The organism is Microcoleus sp. S13_B4, from assembly GCF_036700885.1.
In the GTDB taxonomy this organism is placed as follows: Bacteria; Cyanobacteriota; Cyanobacteriia; order Cyanobacteriales; family Microcoleaceae; genus Microcoleus.
In genome coordinates, this window is the sequence record NZ_JAUBPU010000156.1 from 1 (window position 1) to 1,162 (window position 1,162).

Genomic DNA, 1,162 nt, shown 5'->3' on the forward strand with positions numbered 1-1,162 from the left:
TTTGCTCAACAATGGCTCAAAGCCACTATTTTCCTCTTATTAAGTATTTATACTTAGCGCAAAAGTGACACGCTCCCTAACACTTTGCCATCTGTCGCAATTGTTTCTCCGGGTTTGGGTTGAATCCCGAAGAACCTCGACAAACAACCCGAATAAGCCTGATATTCTAACCGCAGCAATGTCCGGCGAATCGTGCTGTAAGAGGGTAAACGTCCCAGGGGCGGTTGAAATAAAGCAACTAATTGAGAGTGATGGGCACTCAACCAATCCCCAATAGCCAGAAATCCCCGATTCCCGGCAGCGACTGAAGCGGGTAAATAAGGCTAAACACAGCGCTTGATGATGGCGTTGTCCTGCCTTGCGACGGGTGTCAGGCAAGTCTGCAAAGGCTTTGACAATGGCAAGTTGAGACATAGCAGCTCCCGTGCATGAGTACGATACTTTACTACTATAGCAATCCGATCTGAGTCTCACAACACAACGCCCTCTTGTCTTCCTAGACTTCTTGTATAGCAAGACTTTCAGATTTTACAAATCTAGAAAATCACTTAGGATTGCTATATATCCACTACTCAACTAGAATGAAATAGCCCTGTAGTTATTTATGTCCGCGCCTTTGGGTGGCGGTTGCTTGTAGCAACATTTTCAGATGATTGGGAAATATAAATAGAATGGATTCAGTAGAAAAAACTCAAGATCAGCAGCATCCGCAATACAAGCGCGATCGAGCCAGTGTCAATACTTTATTAGCCTCAGAAGCAACGGACTACAATTTATCGGAATTAGCAAGATTAATAATTCGCTACCGAGGCTTTCCAGGCGCTAGAGATATCCAATCCGACTTAAAAAAAGTCCTGCAAAAATGGAATCATACCCAAGAAAGTCTTTACCAAAAAACGCGTAAAATTCACGCTACAGGTGAGGTTTACAGGCGACAAAAAAGCGATCAAGAAGATTGGGTATAACTTGAGAAACCCAGTTTCTGGCTGTTTCTGCGGGCTGTAACGCGTCTTCTCGTAAAAAAATCGGTTTCTGAGGGGCCGTGCGTCTACGAATATTCAAGTGCATTGCGCTCGCCTCAAGTTATACCAATTTTCAAAAATCATGCAACAGTAGCTAGGGCTGACAAAATGTAATCCCATCCAGTTATAGATGCTATTGT

Annotated in this window: 1 protein-coding gene and 1 pseudogene; one reads left to right on the plus strand and one right to left on the minus strand. The window is 43.6% G+C overall.

Annotated features, from left to right (window positions below; all coding sequences use genetic code 11):
• Positions 1–53: 53 nt before the first annotated feature.
• A pseudogene (locus tag QT994_RS27690) lies at positions 54–296 on the minus strand (transposase family protein); the annotation flags it as partial.
• 375 nt (positions 297–671) lie between these two features.
• Here QT994_RS27690 and QT994_RS27695 point away from each other — a divergent pair.
• The gene (locus QT994_RS27695; protein ID WP_333180346.1) at positions 672–965 is read left to right on the plus strand and encodes a DUF3288 family protein; all 294 of its coding nucleotides are present in this window, start codon (positions 672–674) and stop codon (positions 963–965) included.
• The last annotated feature ends 197 nt before the right edge of the window (positions 966–1,162 follow it).